Annotated in this window: 16 protein-coding genes; 3 read left to right on the top strand and 13 right to left on the bottom strand. The window is 35.4% G+C overall.

Annotated features, from left to right (window positions below; translation table 11 throughout):
- Positions 1-260 precede the first annotated feature (260 nt).
- From WFZ86_RS18520 to thrA, 5 genes are all read right to left on the bottom strand, one after another.
- Entirely contained in the window at positions 261-1,283 is a 1,023-nt protein-coding gene (locus WFZ86_RS18520) for a DUF4062 domain-containing protein (protein WP_342693317.1), read from the bottom strand.
- Positions 1,284-1,421: 138 nt separating this feature from the next.
- Entirely contained in the window at positions 1,422-2,465 is a 1,044-nt protein-coding gene (locus WFZ86_RS18515; RefSeq protein ID WP_342693316.1) for a tyrosine-type recombinase/integrase, read from the bottom strand.
- Between the two features lie 378 nt (positions 2,466-2,843).
- Positions 2,844-4,139 (bottom strand): threonine synthase, encoded by a 1,296-nt coding sequence (thrC, locus tag WFZ86_RS18510; protein ID WP_342693315.1) that lies wholly within the window; start codon positions 4,137-4,139, stop codon positions 2,844-2,846.
- Positions 4,140-4,251: 112 nt separating this feature from the next.
- The gene (locus tag WFZ86_RS18505) at positions 4,252-5,175 is read right to left on the bottom strand and encodes a homoserine kinase (protein WP_342693314.1); all 924 of its coding nucleotides are present in this window, start codon (positions 5,173-5,175) and stop codon (positions 4,252-4,254) included.
- Positions 5,176-5,279: 104 nt separating this feature from the next.
- Positions 5,280-7,727 carry a bifunctional aspartate kinase/homoserine dehydrogenase I gene (thrA, locus tag WFZ86_RS18500; protein WP_342693313.1) on the bottom strand — a complete coding sequence of 816 codons (2,448 nt, stop codon included), beginning with the start codon at positions 7,725-7,727 and terminating at the stop codon, positions 5,280-5,282.
- A 626-nt stretch (positions 7,728-8,353) separates the two neighbouring features.
- Between thrA and hutH the strand changes: the two genes are divergently transcribed.
- The 3 genes from hutH to WFZ86_RS18485 are packed head-to-tail and all read left to right on the top strand — an operon-like array spanning position 8,354 to position 11,883.
- A complete protein-coding gene (hutH, locus tag WFZ86_RS18495; RefSeq protein ID WP_342693312.1) occupies positions 8,354-9,868 on the top strand; it encodes a histidine ammonia-lyase in 1,515 nt (504 codons plus the stop codon).
- Between the two features lie 50 nt (positions 9,869-9,918).
- A complete protein-coding gene (locus WFZ86_RS18490) occupies positions 9,919-10,563 on the top strand; it encodes a DUF47 domain-containing protein (RefSeq protein ID WP_342693311.1) in 645 nt (214 codons plus the stop codon).
- Between the two features lie 30 nt (positions 10,564-10,593).
- Positions 10,594-11,883: an inorganic phosphate transporter gene (locus tag WFZ86_RS18485; protein ID WP_342693310.1), complete on the top strand. Its 1,290-nt coding sequence runs from the start codon at positions 10,594-10,596 to the stop codon at positions 11,881-11,883.
- 72 nt (positions 11,884-11,955) lie between these two features.
- Here WFZ86_RS18485 and WFZ86_RS18480 read toward each other — a convergent pair whose 3' ends face one another.
- The 8 genes from WFZ86_RS18480 to WFZ86_RS18445 form a co-directional block, all read right to left on the bottom strand.
- A complete protein-coding gene (locus tag WFZ86_RS18480) occupies positions 11,956-12,423 on the bottom strand; it encodes a nuclear transport factor 2 family protein (RefSeq protein WP_342693309.1) in 468 nt (155 codons plus the stop codon).
- Positions 12,424-12,426: 3 nt separating this feature from the next.
- Complete coding sequence (locus WFZ86_RS18475) at positions 12,427-13,104, bottom strand: peptidoglycan DD-metalloendopeptidase family protein (protein ID WP_342693308.1); 678 nt, start codon at positions 13,102-13,104, stop codon at positions 12,427-12,429.
- 116 nt (positions 13,105-13,220) lie between these two features.
- Positions 13,221-15,629 (bottom strand): alpha-ketoacid dehydrogenase subunit alpha/beta, encoded by a 2,409-nt coding sequence (locus WFZ86_RS18470; protein ID WP_342693307.1) that lies wholly within the window; start codon positions 15,627-15,629, stop codon positions 13,221-13,223.
- Between the two features lie 187 nt (positions 15,630-15,816).
- The gene (locus tag WFZ86_RS18465) at positions 15,817-18,603 is read right to left on the bottom strand and encodes a gluzincin family metallopeptidase (RefSeq protein ID WP_342693306.1); all 2,787 of its coding nucleotides are present in this window, start codon (positions 18,601-18,603) and stop codon (positions 15,817-15,819) included.
- 337 nt (positions 18,604-18,940) lie between these two features.
- On the bottom strand, positions 18,941-19,669 hold the full coding sequence (locus WFZ86_RS18460) for an LOG family protein (RefSeq protein ID WP_342693305.1): 729 nt from the start codon (positions 19,667-19,669) through the stop codon (positions 18,941-18,943).
- A gap of 81 nt (positions 19,670-19,750) precedes the next feature.
- Positions 19,751-22,582 (bottom strand): excinuclease ABC subunit UvrA, encoded by a 2,832-nt coding sequence (gene uvrA, locus WFZ86_RS18455; RefSeq protein WP_342693304.1) that lies wholly within the window; start codon positions 22,580-22,582, stop codon positions 19,751-19,753.
- Positions 22,583-22,700: 118 nt separating this feature from the next.
- Complete coding sequence (locus tag WFZ86_RS18450; protein WP_342693303.1) at positions 22,701-23,654, bottom strand: Fic family protein; 954 nt, start codon at positions 23,652-23,654, stop codon at positions 22,701-22,703.
- A gap of 112 nt (positions 23,655-23,766) precedes the next feature.
- Positions 23,767-26,847 (bottom strand): WD40/YVTN/BNR-like repeat-containing protein, encoded by a 3,081-nt coding sequence (locus WFZ86_RS18445; RefSeq protein WP_342693302.1) that lies wholly within the window; start codon positions 26,845-26,847, stop codon positions 23,767-23,769.
- Positions 26,848-26,878: the final 31 nt, after the last annotated feature.

Genomic DNA, 26,878 nt, shown 5'->3' with positions numbered 1-26,878 from the left:
CACATTACAGTTTCCTAATAATGCAGCACAAAGTGGTTTAGTAACTACTCCTGAAAGTCGTCACTGATAGACCTACTATCATCTGTTTTAAAGCATCAACAACTACGTTGTTGTTCAAGTCACACACGTTCCAGCGATTGGCGAGGTTGCGAACTTCGGAACCGATTATTTTCTATCAAAGATAAAATTTCTTGCGAAAAGTAAATGTGAATTTACTACAAAATTCGCAATCTTGCCAAACGCTTGTTGGCAGTAGTTTATTATTTTTTTATCACTGCTCGAAGACTTATTAACTTTTCTTTTCCTTTTTCTGTTAGAGTAACCATTTTTACTAATTTTGTTTTATTGTCTTTGGTTGTTTCAACATCAAAAAGTTTGATTAATTCCAAAAGTTGGAATTGAATTTTTAATGTATCATAAAATTCATTTGATGAAGAAATTCTCAAATTACCGTCTAATTTTACATTACTGTTTTCATTAAGATAGTATTCTTTTAAAAAAGTTGTTATGCTTGCTTTAAAAGAACTTTCTGTAATTTGTTCAACGAGTTTAGGAAAAATATAATATGCAACTTTGTTCCAAGTTAAAATAATTTTTTTTCTTTCTATTTTAGGGCTGTTCCAACTGCCTGAAGTGATATCTATAGAAATTTCAATTTCTTCATTTCCATCAGCTAAATTGTCAACTTTTGCTTGATTTAAATTTAAGTTTTGACTTAATTGATTTTCTAAAAACTCAATTTTTTTATACAATTGAACGATTTCTTTTTCTGATGTTTCGCTAGCTAAATCAGCTCTTATCCAACCAATCCTTGGGTAATTTTTTTTAGCTTGACTTACACTTCTACTTACAACTGCTCCCAATTCTTGTGGAGTTTCCCAAAATTTACATAATTTTCTTTTAACTATTTCTTTAAAAGTGTCAAGTTTTTCAATTTTCTTTTTGTCCTTTTCTGTTTTAAGACTAGGAAGGTTGTCTATATTTCTGTGTAAAAAACCGATGATTGGTATATTTTTACTTAAAGCATATTCATATTCTTTTTGAGTATAACTTACACCTTTTTCATCTTCTGATCCATATTTTCCAGCAACAATTACAATATAATAATCTGATTCATCAATAAGTTTTTTGATAAAATCCCATTGGGTTTCATCAGCAGCTGGAAAATATTCCATACCAACAGGTATACAATCAAGCTCTAATAAGGCTTGTATAACTTCTATTCTTTCTTCTATTAAATCTTGGTAAGTTGAACTTACAAATACTTGATATCTTTTTTCCAATGGTGTTTTTTTAAATTACTGCCAACTAGTATATAGTCGCTACTTTATAGCGACTATACCGCCATAATGCAAGGCAAATGCGCTATTCAGTAGCGTATACTTTTGTACACTTGGTAAATATACATTTTAATTATTATCCTACAAATAATCAAATGGACTTTTAATTTGCTGAATACTTTTAGTACTAACATGTGTGTATATTTCGGTGGTTTTACTGCTATTGTGACCCAATAATTCTTGAATATAGCGTAAATCTGTTCCGCTTTCTAATAAATGGGTAGCAAAACTGTGTCGTAACCAATGCAAAGTTGCAGGTTTTGTAATGCCAGCTTTAACAAGGGCTTGTTTCATAACTTGTTGTAAGCTCCGACTATCATAGGGCTGTCCTTTGATGTTGCCTTCAAATAAATAAGTTTGTGGTTTGAATGTCGTATAATAGTCCCGAAGCAGGACTAATATTTTTGGGGATAAAGGAACGATTCTATCTTTTTTTCCTTTGGCATTTTTGATCATTATGATGTTTCTTTTAGAGTCAATATGTAAAGGTTGGAGTGCTAATAATTCACCGCAACGCAATCCACAGGCGTAAATTAAACTCAACATCATTTTGTGTTTGCGATTGCTATGGGCATTGAGAATCAGTTTTACTTCTTCTTTACTCAGTACATTGGGAAGTACTTTTTCTCTTTTTGGGCGATGAATTTTATCCATTTCAATTTTTGATTCGATTATAGTGGCAAAATAGAGTTTGATGGCGTTCACCATTTGATTTTGATAAGAGGAGGACAATTGATGCTCCAAAATGTATTCATTATTGAAACGAATAACATCATCATTGGTGATCGTTGTTATTGGCTTTTCGCGATAGAATGATAAGAATACTTTTAATGCCTCGGTGTAAGTGGTAATGGTACGATCACTATACCGTTTGGATAATAACCAGTGTTTGAATTTTTGGATATGCAAAATACCTTCGGTTGAAGGGAGCACTTTTGGGGTAGAATGAATTTTAAATTTTATCCGATACTCAAAGGTATCTGGCAAATGCCAAACGCCTAAAGTTTGACTCCAACGGGAACCTTCGAGTTGTTTGATGCGGGAGATTAATTCTGCGTCTTTTTCGAAAAAAACAGCTATTCTTTTTTCTTTTCGGTGGGTAATCAATTGGGCTTTCCAGAGCATAAGGCTTATAATTAGAGAGTTAAAGATGGTAAAAAAAGTAATTAGTGATTAGTCCTTAGTGAAAAGTCCTTAGTCCTTAGTGTGTGCTATGGATAACGGATTAGAGTTCTAACTTCTAATTTCTATTTTCTATTTTCTGCCTTCTATTTTCTGCCTTCTAACTTCTACTTTCTAACTTCCCTAGCCCTGATGGGAGTGGAAATCCTCTGGCTCGGATGGCTATTTTTTGGCGGGACGGAAAGAGCGACCTAAGAAGCTCCTTTGCGTCCCAGCCAAAAAAGCCAACCGAGGCGGAGATTATAACGGACAGCAGGATTAAGCTCCTAAAAAAAAGCGACTCCTTTACAGAAATCGCTTATGAATAGGGTAGTGGTGGAATTATTGGTTTTGTAAAAACGCTTTCAATACCTCGTAGGTGTTGATTTTGGTGCTTATTTTATCTTTGTTTAAGACGCTTTCTATTTGAGACGGAATGGGTAGAGTCACTCCTAATGCTGGCTCGACGATATCTAAAAACTTGATAGGGTGGGCGGTTTCGAGGAAAATCCCAAGAGCATTGGAATGATTTTGTAGTTCTTTTTTCAAGCCTAAATAGCCTACCGCACCGTGAGGTTCTGCGATGTAGCCTTTTTGTTGCTGAATAGTTTTCATGGCCTCGAGTGTGGCGGCATCGCTAAAGGTGTAGGACGAAAAGTCTTTTTCGAATTGCTTCAAATCATTTTGATACATTTCTTGTATGCGCACAAAATTACTAGGATTGCCCACATCCATAGCATTCGAAATAGTAGCGATGGAAGGTTTTGGGTCATATACGCCATTTTCTAAGAAACGCGGTACGGTATCGTTGGCATTGGTTGCGGCCACAAAGTGCTCTATAGGTAAACCTAATTTCTTGGCAATGATACCTGCGCAAATGTTGCCAAAATTCCCACTCGGACAAGAAAATACCAAGGGTTTTTGGTGTTGTTTCAAGGCTTTGTAGGCAAAGAAAAAGTAGAACATTTGGGGTAACCAACGTGCAATGTTGATGGAATTGGCAGAAGTTAAATGAACAGCAGCTAATTCAGGATCCAAAAATGCTTTTTTGACCATGTCCTGACAATCGTCAAAAACACCTTCGACTTCGAGTGCTTTGATGTTTTGTCCCAAAGTGGTCAATTGGCGTTCTTGAATGTCGCTCACCTTACCTGATGGATACAAAATTACGACATCTACTCCTGCCACGCCCAAAAAACCACTGGCCACGGCACCACCCGTATCACCAGAAGTAGCTACCAATACGGTGTTCTTTTTCGATGGATCGTTTCGGTTAAAATAAGCGATGCAACGCGACATAAAACGCGCTCCCACATCTTTGAACGCCATCGTTGGGCCGTGAAATAATTCTAACGAATAAATACCGTTTTCGACCTCGACTACTGGAAAATCGAAGCAAAGGGTTTCGGCTATAATTTGGCGTAAAGTGTCGGCTGGAATTTCGTCACCTACAAATTGTTGAATGGCTTGAAAAGCAATCTCCTCGTGAGATAGATCTTCGATGTTGTTAAAAAAATCGGACGTCAAAGGGCGAATCGATTCTGGGAAATATAAGCCTTTATCGGAGGCCAATCCTTGTACCACCGCCTCTTCAAAAGAAACGTTGGGTGCATTATGGTTTAAACTGTAGTATTTCATTTTTAGTAATTAGTCCTTAGTTCTTAGTTGTTAGTCCTTAGTTCTTGGTGATTAGTTTATGGTTTGTTCTTTTGCTTGCATAAAACTGTATTCCCTCTTTGGGGGTTAGGGGCTATGCTATTATGGTTACTCCCTCAGGGTTGATTTTCGACACGTGAATCTCGTAGGGCAACTTCATTTCTTCATAAACTTTACTCATGGCATCGGCTATTTTTTGGGCATTGATTTCACCTTTACTTAACGCAAAAATAGAAGGACCAGAACCCGAAATTCCAGAGCCCAAAGCACCGTTTTCGTATGCGGTTTGTTTGATGGCATCAAAACCTGGAATCAACATACTGCGCACCGGTTCGATGATTTCGTCATGTAATGAACGCCCAATAAGTTCGTAATCCTGAGTGTACAATCCTGCGACTAAACCACCCACATTCCCCCATTGGGTAATGGCACTTTTTAGGGAAACGGTTTGCTTTAAAACCGACCGCGCATCCGAAGTTTTGAGTTCAATTTGTGGATGAACTACTGTGGCGTATAATTCTGAAGGACTGTCGATTTTGATAATGTCTAATGGGGTAGCACTTCGCACTAAAGTAAAACCACCCAAAAGGCAAGGCGCTACATTGTCGGCATGGGCATTACCACTGGCTAGTTTTTCGCCTTGCATGGCAAATTGCACCAATTCCTTTCGGGAAAATGGTCGGCCTAACAATTCATTAATTCCAAAAACGGCTCCTGCTGAACTCGCAGCGCTACTTCCAATGCCGCTTCCGGCTTTTATGTTTTTATAGATTTCGATTTCAAAACCTATTTCTGTTTCGAAAGCTTCTAGCAGCGCCAAAGCAGCAACTCCAGCTACATTTTTTTCGGTTTCTAAAGGCAAATCGGCACCTACGATTTTGGTGATGCGAACGCCTTTTTCGGTAGCAGTTCGCACAATCATTTCGTCGCCTGCCGTAGCCAAACACAAGCCCAAGACATCAAATCCACAAGAAAGATTAGCGATAGTAGCCGGGCAAAATAGTTTTATTTCTTTCATAAGTCAGCCCCTCCCGACCTCCCCAAAAGGGAGGAGTACAGAGGATTTATTAGTTAATATTTATTTTAAGCTTTACGAAATTCCCCCATTTGGGGGCTAGGGGGCTACACATTTCCAATTCGAATGACATCGGCAAAAATTCCAGATGCTGTAACGGCGGCACCTGCACCAGCGCCCTTAATCAATAACGGTTGGTCTACATAACGATCGGTGTAGAATAACACGATATTGTCTTTTCCTTCTAGGTTATAAAACGGATGATCTTTGGCGATGCATTGTAATCCAACATTGGCTTTGCCGTTTTCGAATTGCGCTACAAATTTGAGACGAGCTTCTTTTTCGTTGGCTTCTTTTAATAGCTGTTGAAAATGCGATGCATGAGTAACTAAGGATTTGAAAAAATCGTCGTTGTTAGTCGTATTCATACATTCTTCCGGTAAGAAAGAAAGATTTTCTATGTCTTCAATTTCCATTTGATATCCGCTTTCTCGGATGAGAATCAGAATCTTTCTGGCTACATCAACACCGCTCAAATCGATTTTAGGATCGGGTTCTGTAAATCCTTGTATTCCAGCTTCTTTTACTACTTCATCAAAAGGGTTGTTTTCATTAAAATTATTGAAAATAAAGTTCAAACTACCCGATAAAACGGCTTGTATTTTGTGTACTTTATCTCCAGAAGCGATTAAATTTTTAACCGTATCGATGATAGGTAATCCAGCGCCTACATTGGTTTCGAATAAAAAGGGAGCATTGTATTTTCGAGATAAATTTTTAAGGTTCTGGTAGTTGGCATAAGCCGAAGAACAAGCAATTTTATTGCAAGTCACCACGGCTACATTTTGTTTTAAGAAATGTTCATACAATTGTGCTACCTTTTCGTTGGCAGTAATGTCTACAAAAATGCTGTTGCGTAAATTGAGTTCTTTTACTCTGGATACAAAGGCTTCAGCATTGCTAACTTCACCATTTACTAAAAGTGAAGGCCAATCTTTGAGGGACATGCCTTCTTCATCAAAATACATTTTTTTTGAATTCGAAACAGCAACGACACGCAAATTGATTTTTAAATTTTCTTTTAGGAATTTCTTTTGTTGGTGGATTTGCTCCATGAATTTTTCACCCACGTTACCCACACCCATGACAAACAAGTTGAGCTGTTTGGTGTTTTCTTCAAAGAAGTTTTCGTGCAAAGTGTTTAGTGCTTTCTTGACATCTCTTTCATTGATTACCACAGATATATTTCTTTCAGAAGCCCCTTGTGCGATTGCACGAATATTGACATTGTTTTTTCCTAAAGTGCTAAACATACGTCCGCTAAGTCCTTGGTGATTTTTCATGTTTTCGCCGACCAAAGCAATAATGCATAGGTTTTTTTCAACAATACAAGGTTCAACTTTGTTTTGAGCAATTTCTATTTCGAAAGCTTTGTTGATAGCGATTTCTGCGGTTTCGGCATCTGAATTTTGAATACCGATACAAATTGAATGCTCAGAAGAAGCTTGTGTAATGAAAATAACATTGATTTTTTCATTTGATAATACTTCAAAAAGGCGTTTGGAAGAACCCGCTACACCAATCATTCCTGAGCCTTCGAGCGTAATAAGTGTAATGTTATCGATATGGCTGATTCCTTTTACTGGTGTTCCATTCGCAGCAACGGAATTGGAAATTAAAGTACCCTCGGCTTGGGGCTCAAAAGTGTTTTTTATCCAAATGGGGATGTTTTTCTGTAAAACGGGTTGTATGGTTGGTGGATACAATACTTTGGCGCCAAAATGCGACAATTCCATGGCTTCTTGATAGGAAATAGTTGCGATGGGTTGTGCTTGTTTTACGAGTTTAGGGTTGGCAGTGTACATTCCGTTTACATCAGTCCAAATTTCTAATTCGTCCACAGACAAAGCACCAGCAAAAATTGCAGCGGTATAATCTGATCCGCCACGTCCTAAAGTAGTGGTGATACCATCTTCGGTAGCTGCGATAAATCCTGGAAGTAGCACCACTTGTGCATCATTATTTTCGAAATAATTTTGAATTAAAGCATTGCTCAGTTCGAAATTTACAGTGGCTTTTCCAAACACAGCATTGGTTTTGATTAATTCGCGACTGTCTTTGTAGTTAGTATTTTTTAACTTTTGTTTCAAAGCCTCCGCGATAATAAATGATGACAACAATTCACCAAAACTCAAAATTGTATCCGAAGTTCTAGGGGATAATTCGCCCAATAAGAAACAACCATCCAACAATGTTTCTAAATGATTAATGATGCGCTTGATGTGACTCAACAAAGCACTTTGTTCGCTAACAGGAATTAATTGTTTTAAAGTATCTAGGTGTTTTTTTTCTATTTCTAAAACAATGTCTCTGAAACTTTCGTCGTTTTGTGCAGCTTTGGAAGCGGCGAGTTGTAACAAATCGGTTACTTTGCTCAAAGCAGATACTACTACAGCCAAAGGTTCTTTTTCGGCTTTTTGTGCAATGATGGCTAAGACTAATTTGATATTATCGGCATTGGCTACAGATGTTCCGCCAAATTTTAATACTCTCATTTTTATTTTTATTTTATGTAATTGAATGCTAAGGTTTGCTGCCTCCCAAAAGTCTATTTTCTATATAAATAGATGGGATGATAAACGGATGATATGTAATAAAGTATACCCCTAAAGGGTAGTAGTGGTAGTTGTTGTAGTAGTGGTAACAGCAAAAGCAACCCCAGTTGGCGTTGTTAGTTGTATTGAGTATGTGCTGTTATTTTTTTTCATTTTGATTTTTCAAAAGTACAGTTTTTTTGTAAAGATTTAGAACTGTTTATTCTTTTTGCGAATATTTTAATAATCATGAATCAATCCTCTTAAAATTGTATTTAATTTATTTTTAACGATAGATGGTTGTGATATTTTTGGATATATCAAGTGTTTAAAAGCTAAAAGTAGTAGGCAGTTTTCAATGAAATTAGATAGGAATAAGTTTGAAGAAGTCGAATAGCCTTATTTGAAGTATTGTATCTGAGGTTTTTAAAAAAAAATGAAGCTTATGTATTACAAGATGAAAACTGTGTTCTTCTGATGAAGGAAGTAGTGTGTTAAAAATGTTTATTCTTTTTTTTAATTATTTCTATTTTCAGTTGGTTTTTAATGTGAATTTATTCAATTTTGACACTTAAACGATTCTTAAAATGGATAATACGCATTATATTTCTACTGAACTCCTTACTTTTGAAGTACTTCAAGAGATCGTAGCTTTTCAAAAAAACATTGCTTTGTCTGAAGAGGCCAAAGTAAACATTCAGAAATGTAGGGATTTCTTGGATAAAAAAATGGCCACCCATACAGAACCTATTTATGGGATTAACACTGGTTTTGGTTCCTTGTGCAACGTTAAGATATCAAATGAAAATTTATCAAAACTACAAGAGAATTTAGTAAAATCGCATGCTTGTGGTTCAGGTGAAGAAGTGCCTGCAGCTATCGTTCAATTGATGTTGCTGCTCAAAATTCAATCCTTAAGTTATGGCCACTCAGGAGTCCAATTGCAAACTGTTGAGCGTTTGGTTGATTTTTATAACAATGGAATTTATCCTGTGGTGTATACGCTGGGTTCACTGGGTGCTTCCGGAGATCTGGCGCCATTAGCGCATTTATCTTTGCCTTTGCTTGGAGAAGGCGAGGTATATTATAAAGGAAAAAAAGTCCATTCTAGCGAGGTACTGGCGGCCTTCAAATGGGAGCCTATCGTTTTACAATCCAAAGAAGGTTTGGCGTTGTTGAATGGGACTCAATTTATGGCGGCTTATGGTGCTCATATTTTGATTAAAGGGTATAAGTTTTCTTATTTTGCTGATTTAATCGGTGCGATTTCTCTAGAAGCTTTTGATGGACGAATGGAACCTTTTAATGAATTGATTCATTTTATTCGCCCTCATAAAGGTCAAATCGTGACAGCTCAGCGCATGAAAGATTTTTTAGAGGGAAGTGAAATTATCGCGCAACCCAAATCTCATGTGCAAGATCCTTATTCCTTTCGCTGTATTCCGCAAGTGCACGGTGCTTCCAAAGACGCCATGGAGTATGTGAAGAAAGTATTTAAGACCGAAATCAATTCGGTTACTGATAACCCCAATATTTTTATCGAAAGTGACCAAATTATTTCTGGTGGGAATTTCCATGGACAGCCTTTGGCATTAGCTTTAGATTTTATGGCGATTGCTTTGGCTGAATTAGGAAGTATTTCTGAACGTAGAACCTATCAATTGATTTCTGGATTACGAAATCTTCCTGCATTTTTAGTGGATAATCCGGGATTGAATTCGGGTTTTATGATTCCACAATATACGGCAGCAAGTATTGCTAGTCAAAATAAGCAATTGGCTACTCCTTCAAGTATTGATAGTATTGTTTCTAGTAATGGGCAAGAAGATCATGTGAGCATGGGGGCTAACGGAGCTACAAAATGCTTGCGAATTATGGATAATTTAGAACGCATCTTAGCTATTGAGTTGATGAATGCTTCACAAGCAATTGCATTTAGAAGGCCTTTGCAGTCCAGTGAATTTATTGAAATGTTTTTAGCTTCTTACCGAGAAGAAGTTCCTTTTGTTAGAGAAGATAGGATATTGCATTACGACATCGAAAAAACGATTTTGTTTCTTAATAGTTTTCATATTGAAGATGATTTGTTAACCTTAAGTTAACATCGACTTAAAATAATGAACTAATTTTGCAATTCTAAAATCCTCACAAAATGACGTTAAATAGTGTTTTCCAATTTTTAGTACCAAAGGACAAAAAGTTTTTTCCTTTATTCGAAGAAGCATCAAGCAATTTAATTGAATTAGCAACGAATTTGCATGAAGCAGTAAACTTACCCTTAAAAGAAAGAGAAGTTTTGTTCTTGAAAATTGATGAATTAGAACAACGTGGCGAAGATATAACTCGTCAAACCAATTTAGAATTAAGTAGAAATTTTATTACCCCATTTGATAGAGAAGATATTCACTCTTTAATTACTTCGATTGATAACGTAGCAGATAATTTACATGGCGCAGCTAGTAGAATGCGCTTGTATCAAGTAGATAAAATCACGAAATCTATTCGTAAATTAACAGAAATCAATTTAGAAGCTTGTCAGCATATAGATGAAGCTGTAAAGGAATTGAAGAATTTAGAGCGAATGCAAACGATCACAACGGCTTGTGCTAAAATCAACAAATTAGAGAACAAGTCGGATAACGTATACAATAAAGCTGTTTTTGAAATTTTTGAAAACGAAACGGACGTAAAAAATATTATTAAATATAAAGAAGTACTTTCTGTATTAGAAACTGCTACGGATAAATGTAAGAGTGTAGCTAGTGTTTTGGAATCCATCACTGTGAAACACTCGTAAATTTATTTATTTCCTATAGAAAATACAATTATGGAATTTACTTTATTAATAATTATCATTGTTTTAGCATTAATCTTTGATTACATCAATGGTTTTCATGATGCTGCTAATGCAATTGCTACTGTTGTTGCGACAAAGGTCCTTTCTCCTTTTCAGGCTGTATTATGGGCAGCTTTCTTTAACTTTTTGGCGTATTGGGTTTTTGGTTTTGGAGTAGCAGACACTGTTGCAAAGACCGCGAGCACAATGGATATAAATCTGGTGGTTATATTAGCTGGAGTTATAGCAGCGATTTGTTGGAACTTACTAACATGGTGGTTGGGGATTCCTTCTAGTTCTTCACATACTTTGATAGGTGGTTTTGCGGGTGCAGCGATTGCTCATGCTGGTTTTGGTGTAGTGACATGGTTCAAAGAAGGAAAAGACGGAGGTTTGCCTTCTGGTGTTTTAATAGTTATAGCATTTATTGTTTTAGCGCCTTTATTGGGAGCTTTGATTTCTTATTTAATTTCAATTTGGTTATTAAATTCTTCGAAGAAAAGCATATACCCAAAAATATTTACTTTGTCAATTATGGCAGTAACTGTTTGGTTTGTTGAGAAGCAAATGAAATATTATGCTGATATAGAAAAACCTAGATTTGATTCACACTTTTGGAGCGTAGCTTTTGAAGCACACAATATCAAATGGTTATTAGTAGCTTTTATTATTTTGTCTATTAGTTCTTTTTGTTTGATATTTAGTAGTTTGAATATTCATCAAGCGAATTCATGGCTTAAAAAGTTTCAATTGCTTTCTTCTGCTGCATTTAGCTTAGGACACGGAGGTAATGATTCTCAAAAAGTAATGGGAATTATTGCGGCAGCAGTTGCGGTATATATTCACACAAGTGGTGTGGCTCAAGAATCCTTGCCAGAATGGTTAAATGTGATTTTGCCTAACGAAGATAAAGGAATAAGTGGGGCGATGCCATCTTGGATTCCGCTAGCATGTTATTCTGCTATTGCAGCTGGTACCTTAAGTGGTGGTTGGAAAATTGTGAAAACAATGGGATCCAAAATCACTAAAGTATCATCCTTCGAAGGAGTTGCTGCCGAAACAGCAGGTGCATTGACCTTATATTTCACAGAACACCTTAAAATTCCAGTAAGTACCACACATACAATTACAGGTTCTATTATTGGCGTGGGATTGACCAAAAGAGTTTCTGCTGTTCGTTGGGGGGTAACGGTTAGTTTAATGTGGGCATGGGTTTTAACTATTCCTATTTCAGCATTGCTAGCAGCAATTACCTATTATATACTAAGTATCTTTTTGTAAAATAACTTTTATTTTATTAAGCATATAAAAATGGCTATTGAGAAAAATTCTTAATAGCCATTTTTTTACTTTTTAACGCTCGCTATATTTTTTTAATGAATAAAGTGCTTTTTCTTGAATTTTCTTCTGAAAAAAGCCCGTCCATCCTAATAAAAAACCTTTCCATCCCATAGCTTGTTGTGACCATTTCCATACATTAAAGTTGTCAGTATGTTTATATATTAAGCCATCTTTGAATTGAAATTCAGCAGCAATATGATTTACTACTTTTCGGTTAGTTTGTGAAAAAGTGTAATGTGCCACCCATTTTGCTCGTCCATAGGACTCATCTGCTTTTATATCAGTATATTTTATTTTTATAGTGCCTTTAGCTCTTTCTAAAAGCATTTTCCACATCATACTCGGTTGTTCTTTCTTTAAAATTCCAAAAGCAGGATCTTGAAATTGAATATCGGGATGATAACATTGGCTCATTGTGAGTGCGTCGCCGTTTTGAAAAGCGGTATAAAATTGATGGATGAGTTGTTCGTTTGGATGCATTTTTTATTTAATTTTTAGTAATAAATTTGGATTTGGGCAATTGGATAAATAAAATGGGAGAGTACTTTGACTACAAACTCCTGGATAATCTCCTTCTTTGTCTTGAATGTCTTTTATGATTTGAAAGTGCAAATGAGGCGCATAATCGCCATTAACGCTTGCGTTTCCTAATGTGGCGATTGTTTCTCCTTTTTTAATAATTTGTCCTTTAGATAGTTTTTGAATGCTCTCTAGGGATAAGTGTCCGTATAAGGTATAGAAGTGATGGCTATCTATTTCATGTTCTAGTATTATGGTTGGCCCATAATCTCCCAATTGATTGTTGAATTGAAAACTGTGAATTTTTCCATCTAAAGCCGCTAAAATTGGAGTATTAGCAGTTGTCCATAAGTCTAAACCAATGTGTATGTTGCGTTCCTCTTCCTTGGAGGTATTGAATACATGGCTTCTTTTATATAAGTTTCTTGTTTCGTTATATCCGCCATAAGCTATTTTAGCCTGATTTTCTTTTAAATAGTTTTCGATATAGTTTTCAAAATCATTAGAAGTGCTCAGATTATAGTTTGTTAATTCTTGGTTGTGAATGGATAAATCTAATCCCACGTATGAAGAATAAGGTACTGCTGGAGCGATTACTTTTATTCCTTCTAGTTTTTGTAGTACATGTTCAAGTGAGTTCATTCCTTTTTTTATCAGTTTTTAAAAGTAATAAAAAAAGTGTATAACAGAATGTTTATTTTTTTTAAATAAAAATGCCGTTCCTATTCGAAACGGCATTTGTTATAAGGATTAATTTTCTAGTACAAACTTGGGAATTTAGCAGGATTGCTCTCGTGTATCATGCTGTATACTTTTTCGAAAATATCTTCAGCAGATGGTTTTGAAAAATAATCTCCATCTGTTCCATAGGCGGGACGATGTGCTTTGGCAGTAAGTGTTTCAGGCTTGCTGTCTAAGTATTTGTAACCATCTTGAATTTCTATAATTTGTTGTAGAATAAAAGCAGAAGCTCCTCCTGGAACATCTTCATCAACAACTAAAAGACGATTTGTTTTGGCTAAACTTTTTACAATATCATGGTTCAAGTCAAATGGAAGTAATGACTGAGTGTCGATAACTTCACAATTGATACCTACTTCTAAAAGTTCGTTAGCCGCTTGTTGTACTAAACGTAAAGTAGACCCGTAAGAAACCAAAGTGATGTCGGTTCCTTCTTTCAGTGTTTCTACGACTCCAATAGGTGTTTTGAATTCACCATAATTAGTTGGTGCTACTTCTTTCAAACGGTAGCCATTTAAGCATTCAATTACCAAAGCAGGTTCGTCACATTCTAGGAGTGAATTATAAAAGCCTGCAGCTTGCGTCATGTTTCTTGGAACCAACACATGCATTCCTCTAACAGCATTGATAATCATTCCCATTGGAGAGCCAGAATGCCAAATTCCTTCTAAACGATGCCCACGAGTACGAACGATAAGTGGTGCTTTTTGTTTTCCAACGGTACGGTATTGAAGTGTAGCTAAGTCATCACTCATGATTTGAATAGCATACAGTAAATAATCTAAGTATTGAATTTCTGCGATCGGACGTAATCCTCTCAAGGCCATTCCGATTCCTTGACCTACAATGGTTGCTTCACGAATACCTGTATCGGCCACGCGAAGTTCTCCGTATTTTTCTTGCATGCCTTCTAAGCCTTGGTTTACATCTCCAATAGTTCCAGCATCTTCTCCGAAAATTAAAACTTCGGGATATTTGTTGAAAAGAGCGTCGAAGTTATCGCGTAAAATCATTCTTCCGTCTGTGTCAGCAGAAGTATTTTCGTTATATGTTGGCGCTACTTTTTGTACTGAATGTACATTGAATTGAGATTCAGAGTGAAGATTACTGCTGAATTTTGGTTGTGTGGTGGCGATGTAATTTGAAATCCATTGCGCTAACTCATTATGTCCATTTTGATTAATCAACAAACGTAATGACTTTCTTGCAGCAATTAATATTTCTTTTTTCAAAGGATTCTTGATTGCTTTTAAGTCGGCGCTATGTTTTAAAATAAAGTCTTTGTTGATGCTTGTTGGAGCTAATTTTTCTAATAATGCAATGAGTTCTTTTTGCTCGTTGATTATGGGTTGAATAAAGTTGTTCCAAGCTTCTTTTTTGGCTTCTAATACTTCTTTTTTGGCTTCAGAATCAATAGTGTCCAATTCTTCTGGAGAAGCGATATTGATCGCAATCATCCATAATCGCATTTGACGTAAACAATCAAATTCTTTTTCCCATCCTAAACGTTCACTGTTTTTGTAGCGTTCGTGAGAACCAGAAGTAGAGTGACCTTGTGGTTGGGTAAGTTCTTGTACGTGAATTAAAACAGGGACATGCTCTTCGCGGGCAATAGCTGCAGCTTTTTCATAAGTGGCTATCAATTCTGCATAATCCCATCCTTTTACTCTGAAAATTTCGTAACCGTTGCCTTTTTCGTCTCTTTGGTAGCCTTTTAGAATTTCAGAAATATTTTCTTTAGTTGTTTGGTGTCTAGCATGAACCGAAATTCCGTATTCGTCATCCCAAACACTCATTACCATCGGTACCTGTAGTACACCAGCAGCATTAATGGTTTCAAAAAATAAACCTTCGGAGGTGCTTGCGTTTCCGATAGTTCCCCAAGCAATTTCATTTCCATTGGTAGAAAAATTAGAGGCATTAGTAATGCCCTCAACATTTCTATATATTTTAGAAGCTTGTGCTAATCCTAATAATCTAGGCATTTGTCCAGCTGTTGGAGAAATATCAGCACTTGAGTTTTTTTGTTGGGCTAAGTTTTTCCAAGAACCGTCTTCGTTTAAGCTGTGGGTTACAAAGTGTCCTCCCATTTGTCTTCCAGCCGACATAGGGTCGAAAGTTAGATCTGTATGTCCGTAGAGACCAGCAAAAAATTGTACGGGTGTTAACTCGCCTATGGCCATCATAAAAGTTTGATCTCGGTAATATCCAGAACGAAAATCCCCATTTTGAAAAGCTTTGGCCATGGCCAATTGTGGTACTTCTTTTCCATCACCAAAAATACCAAATTTAGCTTTTCCGGTAAGTACTTCTTTGCGTCCTAAAAGGCTGCATTCGCGACTGGTAATGGCTAATTTGTAATCGTTTATAACTTCTGTTTTAAAATCTTCAAAAGTTAGAGTAGTGTTGTGTTCTTCTTTTACCATGATGCTGTAGATAGTAATTTTATACAAACTTACTTAAAAACAAGTGATTTTCATAATTCGTTGAATAAAATAAAATTAAATTATTTTCAATCAAAATGGTTTTTTAAGGCTTTGTAATTGCGTAATTCTTTTCTATTTTATTAAAAAAATAAATAATTGTTGTTTTTTGATCTATTTTTAAACGATTTTAAAACCATTTTCTAGTAAAAAGATTGATTAGTTTACTAGGGTCTAACGTAACTACAAACCGAATTTTTTGATTATAATTCTGTTGCGTGATTTCCCATCCTTTACTGGAATGGACAGGGAAATAAAGTTCGAAATAATCTGTTAATAAATTTAATCGAACGCCACTATCATAAACAAATTGTGCTTGGGTACCTCTATTTTTGACAAAACCAGCATCGCCATAGAGTTCGATCCAATTCCAAACATTGAAGCTAGCGTTGAAACTTGTCAACCATTGGTTGGCATAAGGCGTATCGAGTTTTGATTTAAATCCTCCTTCTGCCAAGATAAATTGTCGGCTGAAGAAACCAGTGCTTTCTGAACGTCCGTAATAGTTGTAATCAAACAAATAATCGGTTGGACGATCTAGTGCGTAGCTGAAAAAATCAGTATTAGTAGAAGTATTATACAAAAAACGACCAATGAACAATCTTAAATTCAGTTGTCGATTGCCTCGAAACAATTTTCGGTAATCAATCTCAACTGATGTTTTACCAAATTCTTTTGCCAATTGTAAATCCGTTGAAAAACTCAAGTGATTGGTTATTTCCGTTTTAGAATTAATATATTTAGCATTAAAAACCGAATAATTTAGCATGGAATTATCCACCACAATCGCGCTTTTCTCTCTATCGACCATGACATGACGAAATACTAAAAGTTGCTTCCGATTGTCACGAAAATCTTTACCTCTGATTTGCATTTGAATCATTGGATTCAGACGAAGATAGGTAGCATCTGGAGCATAATGAAAGTAGGATGCCCCAAGCGAATAGCGAACATTGTATAAACGGCTGTCTCGATAGTTCTCATTCACTACAAAAAATCCAGAACCCGAAAAAGTCTTCGCTTTTAATGAATACATCGGACTCATATCAAATGTAAAAGGCTTGTTTAAAATCGTTTTGTTGTGAAAACGAATTCCGGGAGAAAAACCATCATATACATTAAATCCTAAAACTGGAGTATACAATACTTGATTGTAATATGGATCTTCCAAGTCTTTCAGGAATACAAACTTTAAAGGGCGATTATTTGGAAAAAAACCATTCAATTTTCTCCAATTATTTCTTAAGTTAAATTCGGGAACTTCATTGTTTAAGTTCAAAATTATTTTTTCGGCATTTTCTCTTGGGATGGTGTAAATTGTATCTGAATTTTTTGGAATATCAAGCCATTTGCTAAATACGACAGTTCCTTTTTTTGTGCCATAAATTGGAACAGGAACAAAAACATTTGTCTTGTTTTTGATAGAAAAACGAATACTATCTTTTGTTTCACTAACTAAATCAAATTTAAAATCAATTAATTTTCTTGAGTTAATTATTTTCTCAAAAAACCAGTCAATGTTTTTTGTTGTATTCGATTTAAGTATAGTTATTAAATCATCACCATTGGTTTGTTTTCTTTGATTTAAATCATAAAAAGCCAATATGCTTTTAGGTACAGTTGCTTCTTTTAAATAATTGTTCAAGTACTTAAAACTCAATCCAGCTCTGTATTTACTTGCAATTTGTTCATTGAATTTTATTAATGTATTCTTTGGATCACCTAATGGTTGGTCTAGATTTTTTCTTGCCATTAGCATATAGAAGTAGCTGTATTGATCATTAAAATCAAGATTCACTAGATTGTAACTTTTTAATAGTTTTATCTTACTAATGGTTCCAAACATTTTGCTATCAGGATGGTAAGTATCAATATAATTCATCATAGTATAAATCTGTATACCATCATAAATCCAATTGTCTTTTCTGGGATCTAATCGTAAAGTGTTCTTTAGATAATTATTTAAAAAAGTTTTTAAAAACTGCAATTCAAATATAAATTCATTGCTAAATGGACTCAAAAAAGAGGGTAACTGATTCAATCCATAAAACTGATTGTGTTCATAATCAGATTGAGCAACTGTAATTTTAGTATGTGGATACAAGCCTATTTCATTTCTTGCAAAATGTACAATTCTATCAATAATAATTGCTTTTTGAATTGGGTCTATAGCATTGTCTTTAAGGTTAGTGTGTATGTCAATAAGATCACTTTTATAGTTTGTAAAGCTGCTTTTTTCCTCAACAAAAAGGCTAAAATCAGTTCTATTATTAGCACTCAAAGAATAATTTGTAGCGTTACTGTCTGATTCTTTTTTTGTAGCTATCAAGTCTGTAGTCACGGCATAATTTAGAGGAACTTTTAGCATAACTTCAAAGGAACTTAATGCGTTTGCAATATCTTCTGAGTTTGCATTACTGTTTTTTGTAAAGGCATGATTTTCATATCGAGCTGGCGACAAAAACCAATTTTTCAGGTTCATTTTTTTAGCAGAATAGCCAATACCAGTAAATCGATCACTTGGTATTTTGGCCAAGTAATTAAGTTGAATTATAAGATTTTCGCCTGGAAGTAGTGGTTTTTTTAATTGTATTTCAATGACATCCGGCTTTTTATTCAAACGTTCCCAAAGAAACTCCTGTAGTTCTTTATCTCGAATACTTAAATTAAAAGTTCCGCCTCGTTCTTCTTTTTTAGACAAATGAAAACCGCGATAAAATTCGTCAGAAAAACGTTTGCTAAGCGGAGTCGATATATCAGAGTAAGCGTGGTTCCAATCGTTCAAAACAATCGTTTTTAAGGTATCGCCACTATCATTATTAAAATTGATTTCTTGCTCTACATAAAGTGATTTGGCAGTCCAATTTACTGTGGCTTTAAGATTTGTATGATGTTGGCCTTTTGTAGAAAAAGACAAGAACAACAGTGACAAAAAAAATAAACAAGTAAATTGGCGCATCAAACAGCTATTGGATTTAGGGGTAAATTTACATTCAATTAAAATAGAGTTGCTTTTTTTGAAGCAGAAAAAATAGGCTTTTCAGGAAACAATGTCCCGCTATCCGCTATATCTTTGTTTTTTTGCTGCAAAAAAACAAAGGATGCCGCTACTATCGGGGCTAAAGATAAACATTTAGATTTCTTGTTTTCATTTGAAAATGACAGATTCAAACTGCATTTCATAAATATACATATTCTCCTTGAAATGAACTACTAATTGTAAAAAAAAACTGTCCGAAAGGACAGTTTTTCTATTAAAAATTTGGACTCAAATCATACTTCTTATAAAACTTATCCAATACATCTAGCACTTCATCTTCAGTATCTACGAGTTTGAATAAGTCCAGATCATCTACGCTGACAGTATGTTCTCTTTCCACTAACACGCTTTTAATCCAATCAATCAATCCAGTCCAGAAGCTAGTTCCCACCAAGATAATTGGGAACTTTCCAATTTTTTTAGTCTGAATCAAAGTAATTGCTTCAAATAGTTCATCCATTGTGCCAAAACCACCTGGCATCACGATAAATCCTTGTGAATATTTAACAAACATCACTTTGCGCACGAAGAAATAGTCAAAATTCAGGTTCTTATCGTGGTCAATATACGGATTGAAATGTTGCTCAAACGGCAATTCTATATTCAATCCTACTGATGTTCCACCGCCCAAATGTGCTCCCTTGTTTCCAGCCTCCATAATTCCAGGCCCACCACCAGTAATGATTCCATAACCAGCTTTACTGACTTTATATGCAATTTTTTCTGCCAATAAATAATAAGGTGTATCAGGTTTTAGACGTGCCGAACCAAAAATAGTCACACAAGGTCCAATTCGACTCATTGTTTCGTATCCATTTACGAATTCGGACATAATTTTGAAAATCGCCCAGCTATCATTCGTGCGAATTTCATTCCATGTTTTGCGTTTTAATTTGTCTTGAATCACTTTGTCTTCGTCGTTATCAAAATCTTCTAATTTCATATATTACAATTTTATTATTTTTTTTAACGGATAAAAATCTGTTATTATTATGTTTTTGTTCTTTTCTGTTATTGATGGAAATTATACCAATTCTTTTTTCAAGAATTCTCCAGTATAACTCTTTTTTACTTTAATGATTTCCTCAGGTGTGCCTTTGGCTACGAGTTGTCCACCACCTTTTCCTCCTTCGGGACCAATATCGATGATGTAATCGGCGAGTTTAATGACATCCATATTGTGTTCGATAATCAAAACGGTATTGCCTTTATCTACCAATCGATTAATCACATCCATCAACACTCGAATATCCTCAAAATGCAAACCAGTAGTAGGTTCATCTAAAATATAAAAAGTATTTCCTGTATCTTTTTTAGATAATTCTCCCGCTAGTTTAATACGTTGCGCCTCACCACCAGAAAGCGTGGTGCTTTGTTGTCCTAAAGTTATATAGCCCAAACCAACATCTTGTAAGGTTTTGACTTTTCTATATATTTTTGGAATATTTTCAAAAAACGGTACCGCTTCATCAATCGTCATATCCAATACATCCGAAATCGATTTGCCTTTGTATCGAATTTCAAGGGTTTCTCTATTAAAACGTTTCCCTTGACAGCTTTCGCATTCTACATACACATCAGGTAAAAAGTTCATTTCGATAGTTCGAACACCAGAACCTTCGCAGGTTTCGCAACGGCCACCTTTTACATTAAAACTAAAACGTCCCGCTTTGTATCCACGAATCATACTTTCAGAAGTCATCGTAAACAAGTTACGGATTTCGGTAAAAACTTCTGTATAAGTTGCAGGGTTGGAACGTGGCGTTCTTCCAATTGGACTTTGGTCAATATCAATTACTTTATCGATATGTTCTAAACCTTCTATTTTTTTATAGGGCTGTGGTTTTTTGACCCCGTTAAAATAATACGCATTCAAGATAGGGTAGAGGGTCTCGTTGATTAAAGTCGATTTTCCACTCCCCGAAACACCTGTCACACAAATCATTTGCCCCAATGGAATTTCTATAGAAACATTTTTTAGATTGTTTCCAGTCGCTCCAGTTAGTTTTAGAAATTTTCCATTGCCTGTTCTACGTTTTTTGGGAATATCAAATTTCATTGTTCCATTCAAATACTGAGCAGTAATTGTGTTAGAGGCTAAGGTTTCTTGTGGAGTTCCAATACTGATGATTTCGCCTCCATATTTTCCTGCTTTTGGACCAATATCTATTACATAATCCGCACGTTCAATCATATCTTTATCGTGCTCAACTACCAAAACTGAATTGCCAATATCACGCAATTGCTCTAGCGAATGAATTAGTTTTTCATTATCTCTTTGATGTAAACCAATACTAGGTTCGTCTAGAATATAAAGCACGCCCACCAATTGCGAACCGATTTGGGTGGCCAAACGAATACGCTGTGCTTCACCACCCGAAAGTGATTTTGAGCTTCGACTCAACGCCAAATAATTTAAACCAACATTCATCAAAAACGCTAATCTGTCTTTGATTTCCTTGATGACTTCTGTTGCAATTCGTTTTTGTTTATCGGTCAAATGATTTTCAAGATCCAAAAACCAATTGGTCAAATCTGAAATGTCCATATTGCACAATTCAGAAATATTCTTTTCGTTTACTCTAAAATAATTAGCTTCTTTTTTAAGTCGAGAACCTTCACAAACTGGACAAGGAATTTCGTCCATAAATTCTTTAGCCCAGCGTTTGATTGCAGTAGAGCCGCTTTCATCGTGTTGATTTTTGATAAAATGTGAAATACCTTCAAAATCAATTTTGTACTCTCTCGTAACACCCAAATCTTTAGATTGAACTGAGAATTTTTCTTTACCACCATTCAAAATCATTTCCATCGCTTCATCTGGAATTTTTTCGATGGGATCCGTAATTTTAAAATTGAATTTTTCTCCAATAGTTTCTAGCTGCTTAAAAATCCAAGACGACTTGTATTCTCCAAGTGGAGTAAAACCACCCGCTTTGATGGATAACTTTGGATTTGGAATGATTTTTTTGGTATTGATTTCATTAATAGTTCCTAATCCATTGCAGTGTTCACAAGCTCCTTTTGGTGAGTTGAATGAAAACAAATTGGGTTCAGGGTTTTGATAGGATATTCCAGTGCTTGGACACATCAAATTACGGCTAAAAAAGCGTACTTCACTGGTATCCTGATCCAAAATCATCAATACATTTTCACCATGATGCATAGCGGTATTGATGCTTTCGGATAATCGTTTTTGAATATCTTCAGAAGTATCAACCGCAATTCTATCCACAACAATTTCTATATCGTGTGTTTTGTAGCGATCAAGTTTCATTCCAGGTGTAATGTCTACAATTTCTCCATTTACTCTTACTTTTAGAAAACCTTGTTTGGTAATTTGTTGGAAGAGTTCGGCATAATGTCCTTTTCTCGCTCGAATAATAGGAGCTAAAATATTAATTCTTTTTCCATTAAAATCCTGAATAATTAATTCTTTGATTTGCTCATCAGAGTAAGAAACCATTTTTTCTCCCGTATTATAACTGTAAGCATCAGCGCCACGAGCATATAACAAACGCAAGAAATCGTATATTTCAGTAATAGTACCAACAGTAGAACGCGGACTTTTGCTAGTAGTTTTTTGTTCAATCGCAATCACAGGCGAAAGGCCATCGATTTTATCTACATCTGGACGTTCCAATCCTCCTAAAAATTGTCGGGCATAAGCCGAAAATGTTTCTACATAGCGGCGTTGTCCTTCGGCATAAATAGTATCAAAGGCCAAAGACGATTTCCCCGAACCCGAAAGCCCTGTTATGACTACGAGTTTTTCTCTAGGAATAGCAATGTCGATATTTTTTAGATTATGAACGCGAGCGCCTTGAACTTCAATGGTATTGTTTGTGTCTAGCATAATTTTGCAAATTCCGAATAGGTCGGAAGCAAAGTTACTATTTTGATTTATTCTTTTAGTAGAACACTATCGAAGATTGTGTTAAAAAAGGAATACTAAAAAACGCTAACTTTTGGGGTTAGCGTTTTCTTTTTCTGGTGCTGATATAAGCTTCAATGGCTTCTTTGGTGGTATACCAATTTCTGCCTTCTTTATAGGCATCTATTTTGCCAGTGCGAGCTAGTAAGCTAACGTATTCTTGTCCATAAGGGCTGCTTGGTTCACTAACAATATTAGCTATTGTCTGAAAGTCGTTGTTGCTATCAGGCATAGCATTTAGGTAAATATTCAAACTTCGTTCAAGTGCTTGACTCATCAAAAGTATTAATTTTTGATAGTTACCATTATTAGCTTGATTGAGGGCTTCATAGTATTTTTTTCTATCGTTCTTGAGAATAATTGCTGGAGGAAAACCACATCGCATCAATAACATATTCATACTCAAACGAACTGTTCTTCCATTGCCATCAAAAAAAGGATGAATCCAAACTAATTTGTGATGAAAGATGGTTGCCAACTCAATATCGTTTAAATTTAAAGGGTTGGTGTTAATAAAATCAATCAATTCATCTAGTAAATCTGAAACTTTGTTTGCATTAGGTGGAACAAAATTAGCCCCCGAAATACGGACACCTCCATTACGTAATCTACCTGCGAAATCATCTTCAATCGAGCGTAATACCAAACCGTTTAACGATAATATATCAATACTTCGTAACACATAGTTCTCATTGATTATAGAAAAAAGGTAATCAATGGCTTTGTCGTGATTGTGTGCTTCGAAATGTTCTCTTAAAGAAATCCCTTTTATAGTAATTCCTTCTTGCAAGACCATTTGTGTTTCTCTAAGTGTTAAGGTGTTTCCTTCTATACTATTGGAATTGTAGGTCCATTCTATGGATAAACTTTCTTTGATTTTATTCAAAGCGATGGTTGGCAAAGGTCTGCTATTTTGCAAATCTTGCTTTTTTTGATACAATCGTTCAAAAGTTGATTGAAATTCTTCCCGATATCCTAAGTCTATATCCCACATAATCTCACAAAAATGCAATTAATATCGGATATAAAAAATTTTATCACTATCCGATAATAAAAAAAACGCTAACTTCGGTTAGCGTTTTTGATTCATTGACTTTTAAATGGGCTTATTGTGCCACAAACTCAGCATAGGTTTTCAAAACAAACGGGATGTTTTGTTCTTTTGCTTGTTTTAAATAAGTAGCTTCATTTTTAGCTTTAACCGTTTTGAAATCTTTCATTTCGCTATCAAAGCGTTGCATAATGGCTTCTTTATTTTCTAATTGTGAAGGCGAAGGAGCCGTAAAGTTTCCAGCAACAGAAGCATATAATTCTCCAAGTTTCTCTCTCAACTGAGGTTCTGCTGAAGCTACGTAGCCATCACCAGTAGTAACTACCATTTTTGCTTTTACATTCTCAAAATCAGTTTTGATTTTTGTGCCATTTTTAGCAAAACCTTTATTTTTAGCAATCAATTGATCTAATAATTTTACAGTTTCGTCAATTTCATACACTGCATAGGCTAGTTCTTCATTTTTGTTGAACAACTCTCGTGTAGTTTCTTTTTGTTTCACTCTATCAGAAGCTGAAATACTACTTTTAGGATCATTAAGTACTTTAAAGGTGTGCGTGTAAGTATCTTTTCCTTTAGTCATCACTACTTTATAATTACCTTCTTGTACACGTGGCGAAGTAAAACCGGCAAATGATACTGTTTTTCCAGCAGCAATTTTTGGATTTTTCATATTGTAATCCCAAGTTACTACATTGATTCCTTTTTGTTTACCTGCAGGTAACGACACAATTTTATTGCCTTGTTCATCTTGTATTTCAAGATCCATCTTACCCAAGGTATGTCTTTTTTTCAAGTAATAGATAATTTGAGCACTAGATGATGGGTTACTACCCACAAACTCCAATTCTGTAGCAGTAGTTCCAAAACTTGATTGCTCTTCAATTACAGCTGGCTTCAAATCAAAGAAATGAACATCTTTAGCAAGAACGTCTTGACTTATTTGACGCAAAGGTGTAATATCATCTAAGATAATAATACCACGACCATGAGTTGCCATAACTAACGAATTGGTTTTAGTACTTAATTCCATGAAGTGCACGGCAACTGAAGGCATTTTATTAGTAAAATGAGACCAGTTCGCGCCACCATCTATAGTAATGTATAAACCTTTTTCGGTACCCAAGAACAATAAATTCTCATTGGTAAAATCTTCTTGAATGTTACGAACAAAACCATCAACATCAGGAGTAATGATAGATTTCCATGTTTTTCCAAAATCTGTAGTTTTGTAGGCATATGGAGTATAATCATTTTTTGCATGACCTTCAAAAACAGCATAGGCTGTTCCTTCTCCAAAAGTACTGGCTTCAATGTGATAACACCAAGTGTTTTTTGGAAGTCCAGTAATGTTGGCAACCACATTAGTCCATGTTTTACCTCCATCTTTAGTAACTTGTACATTACCGTCGTCAGTACCGGCCCAAATTACTTTTTCATTTAATGGAGACTCGGCAATTGTAAAAATAGTACAGTGCTTCTCTGCACCAGAATTGTCAACAGACAATCCACCAGATTTTTCTGTATTGTATTTTAATGCATCGTTCGTAGTTAAATCTGGTGAAATTTTGGTCCATGTACGACCCATATCTTCTGATTTATGTACGAACTGACTTCCCATATAGAAACGATCGGTTTGTTTTTTGCTTACTTCCATTGGAGCATTCCAGTTGAAACGTAATTTTGGATCACCTTTTACTGCTAATGGCTGAATCGTAATCAATTCTTGTGTATCCGTATTGTAGCGCCAAACATTTTCAGCACCTTGCATTTCGCTGTAAATAATATTTTTGGTTGGATGTTTGATTACTCTGAAACCATCACCTTGACCAATTCTTGTCCAGTCTCTAGATTCAATTCCACCTGGACTTTTTGATGGGCCGTACCAAGAACCGTTATCTTGTAAACCTCCATAAACATTAAATGGTTCTTTATCGTCGATACTTACGTGATAAAATTGAGAAACAGGAATGTTGCTAACCATTTCCATAGTATTTGCACCATCCCAACTTCTATAAACACCACCATCTGTCCCACAATACATTCTATTGCTATCATTAATATCAAAAACGATATCATGGATATCAGAATGCATGTTTCCTAGGTTTTTGAAGGTTTTTCCACCATCTCTACTAATGGATCCACTTAAACCTCCTTTTACTACAATTTCAGGGTTTTTTGGATCAACAGTAATTCTAGAAAAATAGAAAGGTCTTACCACTAATCCAAAATCACTATTCAGGTGTTTCCAATTGGCACCAGCATCATCAGAGCGATACAAACCATTCAATTCTGCTTTTTCTGTTTCAAGTACAGAATATAAGATGTTACTATTAGAAGGTGCAACAGCAATGGCTATTCTACCCAATTGACCTGCAGGAAAACCAGTGTGGATTTTGTTCCAAGTTTTCCCACCATCTACAGATTTATACAAAGCTGATTTGGTTCCTCCTGAACTGAATGACCAACCTGTTCTTCTGAATTCCCAAAAAGAAGCATACATTATGGCGCTATTTTTAGGGTCTATAATCAAATCTGAACATCCAGTTTTGTTATCTACAAAAAGAACTTTATTCCAAGTGGTTCCTCCATCTGTTGTTTTATAAATACCTCTTTCGTCACTATCTCCCCACAAGGCTCCAAGAACACCAACCCAAACAATATCGCTATTCTTTGGATCAATGATAATAGAACTAATTCGGTCAGATTTAGGTAATCCCATGTTTTTCCAGTTCTGACCTCCATCTGTCGATTTGTAGATACCATCACCCATAGAAACACTATTTCTAGTCCATGTTTCTCCTGTACCCACCCAAATGTTTTGGTCTGGTTTTGAAGGATCAATAGCTACACAGCCAATGGATTGGATATGTTCATCAAATATTGGATTAAAAGAGGCTCCACCGTCGTTACTTTTCCATACACCACCGCCAGCTGTTCCTGCAAATACGATTTTATTGTTAGTAGGATGTACTTCGAGATCGGTAATTCTACCACTCATTAAAGCAGGGCCAATATGTCTTGCTTGCATGTCACCAAAAAGTTCTTTGCCTTTTAGCACAATTTTATTTTGTGCTAAAGTATTTGTTGCAGATAGTAAACCTATACAAGCAACCCATATAATTGTTTTTTTCATAAAAATGCTAGTTAAAAAAAGCCCTTATTTT

Source organism: Flavobacterium polysaccharolyticum, from assembly GCF_038739875.1.
Classification (GTDB): domain Bacteria; phylum Bacteroidota; class Bacteroidia; order Flavobacteriales; family Flavobacteriaceae; genus Flavobacterium; species Flavobacterium polysaccharolyticum.
Note: the sequence above shows the minus strand (reverse complement) of the source record. Positions and strands in the feature narration are given on the sequence as shown.